The 4,656-nt window shown below is 54.8% G+C and carries 7 protein-coding genes; 4 read left to right on the top strand and 3 right to left on the bottom strand.

All coding sequences use genetic code 11. The features are described from left to right. Window positions 1-742: AraC family transcriptional regulator (locus F8I07_RS08185; RefSeq protein ID WP_292658184.1), on the bottom strand; the 742-nt coding region annotated here is incomplete at its 3' end. Window positions 743-849: 107 nt separating this feature from the next. Here F8I07_RS08185 and F8I07_RS08180 point away from each other — a divergent pair. Together F8I07_RS08180 and F8I07_RS08175 are read left to right on the top strand one after the other, a co-directional pair. Continuing rightward, window positions 850-1,458 carry a fumarylacetoacetate hydrolase family protein gene (locus tag F8I07_RS08180; protein ID WP_292658182.1) on the top strand — a complete coding sequence of 203 codons (609 nt, stop codon included), beginning with the start codon at window positions 850-852 and terminating at the stop codon, window positions 1,456-1,458. Window positions 1,459-1,530: 72 nt separating this feature from the next. After that, window positions 1,531-2,295, top strand: coding sequence for a TIGR01458 family HAD-type hydrolase (locus F8I07_RS08175; protein ID WP_292658180.1), 765 nt, complete (start codon window positions 1,531-1,533; stop codon window positions 2,293-2,295). A 3-nt stretch (window positions 2,296-2,298) separates the two neighbouring features. Here the strand turns inward: F8I07_RS08175 and F8I07_RS08170 are convergent, their stop codons facing one another. Together F8I07_RS08170 and F8I07_RS08165 are read right to left on the bottom strand one after the other, a co-directional pair. Continuing rightward, on the bottom strand, window positions 2,299-2,616 hold the full coding sequence (locus F8I07_RS08170) for a type II toxin-antitoxin system RelE/ParE family toxin (protein WP_292658177.1): 318 nt from the start codon (window positions 2,614-2,616) through the stop codon (window positions 2,299-2,301). Continuing rightward, entirely contained in the window at window positions 2,609-2,896 is a 288-nt protein-coding gene (locus F8I07_RS08165) for a type II toxin-antitoxin system Phd/YefM family antitoxin (RefSeq protein ID WP_292658175.1), read from the bottom strand. Before F8I07_RS08165 ends, F8I07_RS08170 begins: the two co-directional genes overlap by 8 nt. 152 nt (window positions 2,897-3,048) lie before the next feature. Here F8I07_RS08165 and fabD point away from each other — a divergent pair, with 152 nt between their 5' ends. Continuing rightward, a complete protein-coding gene (gene fabD / locus F8I07_RS08160; protein WP_292658173.1) occupies window positions 3,049-3,990 on the top strand; it encodes an ACP S-malonyltransferase in 942 nt (313 codons plus the stop codon). After that, the coding region (locus F8I07_RS08155; protein ID WP_292658170.1) for a 5'-methylthioadenosine/adenosylhomocysteine nucleosidase at window positions 3,987-4,656 on the top strand (670 nt) is incomplete at its 3' end. The genes fabD and F8I07_RS08155, both read left to right, overlap by 4 nt.

Below are 4,656 nucleotides of genomic sequence, written 5' to 3'. Positions count from 1 at the left end.
TTTCAGCGGCGATCCGGGCGACGGAGTGTCCGCCTTCGAGCAGCAGCGCTTTGGCCCGGTGGAGGCGTCGGTCGATGAGGTAGGCTCGCAGACTCAGGCCGAAGCGGCGTTTGAAGCGTCGATTGAGGACGTCGGGATGATAGCCGAAGTGTCTGGAGAGCTCTTCGAGGCTCGGAGGATCATCCAGATGTTCGTGTAGATATCGGGCGAGAGATTCACAGAGAGGATCCCCGGGTGTTTCGTACTGTTCTGCCGGGGAGAAATGGGCGGAGAGATCACCCCAAAGCCCTCTCAAAAGGTCCTCGATCCTCTCTGACGGTTTATTGTCGAGGATCAGTCGGCACAATAGGAGAAAATGTTTATAGACGTTGCGATCGTTCAAAATCGGCTTTTTCCAAAACGGGTCGAAGTTTTCTATCGGCGTTTTATCGCCATTCCACCGTCGTAGGCAATAGTCGGGATCGAGATGGAGATTGTAGTACCCAAGGGGTTGGGAGCTTGAAAGGGCGGTGCGGTGGACGCGTTCGGGTGGATAGAACGCGACCGACCCTTCCCGCAGTCTTAGAGGCATCTCACCGTGGAAACAGACTTCGATCTCTCCCGCATCGAGAGCCGAAAGGCTGAAAGTGGGGTGGGAGTGGAAACCGAAGCGGCGGAAATCCTCCCGGTTGTATTTGAGTTCGCCGTAGATTTTCCCGTCTCTGCCTGAGAGTCTGCGAATGGTCGGTTTTTTACAAGACACGGCGTGATCAACTCCTTATACTTTCATTCCGGATTGCCTAAAAAGTGAAAAAAAGGCTTGGGAAGGATTGTACCATACGGTGTACTCGATTAATGAAAGGAAAAAAAATGAAAACAGTTCAATTCGATCGTCGGGAGATCATCCCCTCCAAGGTGGTATGCGTCGGGAGAAACTATGTGGAGCATATCCGGGAACTCGGCAATGAAACGCCGGAGAATATGGTGCTCTTCAATAAACCGAATTCGGCGATTACCCATGAGCTCAAATATATTCAAGAAGATTGCCGTTTCGAGGGGGAGATCTGCTTTTTGATCCAAAAGCGAGAGATTGCCGGAATCGGTTTCGGTTTCGATCTGACCAAGGCCGAAACCCAAAACAGGCTCAAAGCCAAAGGCTTACCCTGGGAACGGGCCAAAGCCTTTGACGGTTCGGCGGTCCTGAGCCCGTTTGTACCGCTGAACGGGGATCTGACGACTGTGGAGATGCGGCTCTATCGCAACGATACGCTCCAGCAGCATGGCGATTACGGTCTGATGATCTACAAACCCCATGAAATTCTTGAAGAGATCCAATCCTTCATGTCGCTGGAAGATGGAGACATCGTCATGAGCGGGACCCCCAAAGGGGTGGATACCTACCAAAGAGGGGAGCGTTTCAGCGCGGAGATCTATCTCGACGGTGCGTTGATATTGCAGGAGAGTTTTGTCGCGCGATAGCTTTTGACTTGTCTCCCCCTTCACTTTCTCTAATGATATAATCGAATGAGAAATCCTTACAGGAGGTGGACGATGAAAAATGTCAAAGGGATCCTTTTTGATATCGGCGGGGTGCTCTATGTAGGGGAGAGTCCTGTCCCCGGTGCCGTGGAGGCGATCGAAGCGTTGCAGGGGCTCTACAAGATGCGCTTTGTCACCAACTCCACCCGCCGTCCTCCCGAAACGATTCGTCAGAAGCTGATCCGGATGGGGTTTTCGATCGAACCCGAGCAGCTCTTTACTGCCTTGGGAGCGGCGCGGCAGATCGTGGAGGAGGCCGGCGGCAGGGCGGTGACGATCCTCACCGAAGAGGCGGAGAAGTATTTCGGGGAGCTTCACTGTATCGACACTGCTTCACCTTTCGTCGTGGTGGGAGATGCGGGAGAGAACTTCAACTATCCCCGGCTCAATCGGGCCTTTCGGACCCTGATCCACGGGGCGCGCCTCATCGCGGCGGCGGAAAACCGCTACTTCAAGGATGCCGACGGCGAACTCTCCATGGATGCGGGGGGCTTTGTCAGGGCGCTGGAGTATGCTGCGGAGGTGGAGGCGACGGTGGTAGGCAAACCGAGCCCCGAGTTTTTTCATCAGGCACTCCACTCGATGGGAGTCAAACCCGAGGAGGCGATCATGGTGGGGGATGATATCGAGAGTGACATCGCCGGGGCTCAGCGGGCCGGGATCCGGGCGGTTCTGGTGCGAACGGGCAAGTTCCGCCCCCAGGATCTGGAAGGAGCCATCTTCCCTGATGCGGTGATCGACTCGGTGGCCGAGCTTCCCGAGCTGTTGGAGAGGTGAAGGTTAATGGAAATGAGCGTCAAGGAGCCTGCGGAGCTCCTCGTCGCTCAGGGAGTCTCTGTGCGTCTTGGAATAGATAGAGATCAGCACGATCTTCTGCGATATTTTTCGGTAGATAATGATTCTGAATCCTCCGCTTTTTCCGGTGGGGATGGAGGAGTTTGCCATACGTTTTTTAAAAAGCCCATGGCCTAGGGGGATCCCCAGATCTTGGTGAATTTCGATCTCCTCGATCGCTTTTTGTAGATCCTGCTTCAGGCGGCGGTATTTTTTGGACAGTGTTCGGGCCTCTTGCAGGAAGTTCTCACTGTACTCAATCATCCAGTCGATCCCACAAGGTATCGATAGGCGAGGTTCTACCCTCCTTCATGTCTTTGAGACCTTTGTCGATAGAGTCGAGGAGGTTTTTTGCCTCCAGCCTTTTCAAGGTTTCGCACATTTTTTCATAGTCCTCTTTGGGCAAGAGAACCGCTTCGACCTTGTTGTTTTTCAATACGGCGATCTTTTCAAGATTGCGTGTATTGATCCGTGACAGATAGGTTCCGAATTTTTTGGCCAGTTCAGAAGAAGAAACCAGCTCTTCTGCTCCATACATCACCATAATTATCTCCTTTATATTGCGGAAAATTATACTCATATAATAGCATGATTTCTTATGTGCTTCAGGAATTTTTCGTGAAATCATTGTCCTCTGTCCGATGAATTCAATCCCCTTACGGTAGAATTACCCAATCTTCTACCAAAGGATTGTCCATGTCAGTCAAATGTGCCTTTCTCTTTCCGGGGCAGGGGTCCCAGGCCGTGGGGATGGGAAAAGATTTCTTCGACAACAGTGAAACGGTGCGGGAAATTTTCGACGCCGCTTCCAAACGGACGGGGATCGATTTCGCCGAGCTGCTCTTTACCGAGAATGACCGTCTGGAGCAGACCGAATATACCCAGCCGGCCATTCTGCTGGTGAGTGCGGTAGCTCACAAGCTCTTTGAGAACGAGCTGCCTATCAAGCCGGTCTTTGCCCTGGGGCATTCTCTGGGGGAGTTTTCCGCGCTGGAGAGTGTGGGAGCGTTGGACCTGGTGGATGCGGTGGAACTGGTCAACCTGCGGGGCCGGTTGATGGCCGATGCCTGTGCCGACCAGGACGTGGGGATGCTGGTGAGCCTGGGACTCGATGATGCCACGGTGGAGAAGCTCTGCGAAGCGCAGCGCGCTCAAGGCCGCAAGGTCTGGCCCGTCAACTACAACGCCGAAGGTCAGATCGTCGTTGCCGGGATCAAAGAGGATCTTCGGACTCTGGAGCCGATCCTCAAAGAGGCTGGGGCCCGCCGGGCGATGCTGCTCAACATGTCCGTCGCCAGCCACTGTCCTCTGCTGGAGTCGGCGGTGGAGCCGCTGGCCCAAGCCCTGGAGAATACCCTGCGGGATGAGTTCTCTGCCCCGGTGATCTCCAATGTCACCGCCGAGAAGTATAGCGACAAAGCCACGGCGCTGGAACTTCTGCCCAAACAGCTGGTGAGTCCGGTGCTCTACAAGCAGTCCATCGCCAAATTCGATGATGAAGTGGACTGCTACATCGAGTTCGGCCACGGTGCCGTGCTCAAGGGACTCAACCGTCGGGCCACCAAGAAGCCCCATTTCAACGTCTCTGATATGGCGTCGCTGGAAGCGGCGATCCGTGGTGTGGAGGAGTTGGCATGAGAATCGCCGTCATGGGGGCGATGGTGGAGGAGGTGGATCCCTTTCTCTCTACCGGAGAGCATGAGCCGCTGCTGCAGTACTTCAAAAAGCATAGCGACGAAGTCTACGCAGGCAACACCTACCACATAGCGAAATACAAAGACCTGGAGATCGTCCTGGCCTACTCCAAGATCGGCAAGGTCTTCTCGGCACTGACGGCGGCAACGATGCTGGAGCATTTCGGCTGCGAGATGCTGCTCTTTACCGGGGTGGCGGGTGCCGTGGCTCCCGAGCTGAAGATCGGGGATCTCATCGCCGCGACCCAGCTCTGTCAGCATGACCTGGATATCACCGCTTTCGGTCATCCCCACGGTTATGTCCCCGAGGGCAAAGTCTATATCGAGCCTGACCGTCGGCTGCTCCATATCGCCAAAGAGGTGGCCGAGGAGAAGGGAATCGATCTCAAAGGCGGGATCATCGCCACGGGAGATCAGTTCATCGCCGATCCCGAACGCAAGGAGTGGATCGCCAGGACTTTCGATGCCGACGCCATCGAGATGGAGGGGGCCGCCGTGGCGGTGGTTTGTGACGCCATGGATGTCCCCTTCTTCGTCCTGCGGGCTATCAGCGATGCGGCGGATATGGAGGCGGCCTTTGACTTCGATGAATTTCTCAAACACTCCTCAA

It is taken from the genome of Nitratifractor sp. (assembly GCF_015487065.1).
Lineage (GTDB): Bacteria > Campylobacterota > Campylobacteria > Campylobacterales > Sulfurovaceae > Nitratifractor.
The sequence above is the reverse complement of the archived record's forward strand: the minus strand, read 5'-3'. Positions and strand labels throughout refer to the sequence as shown.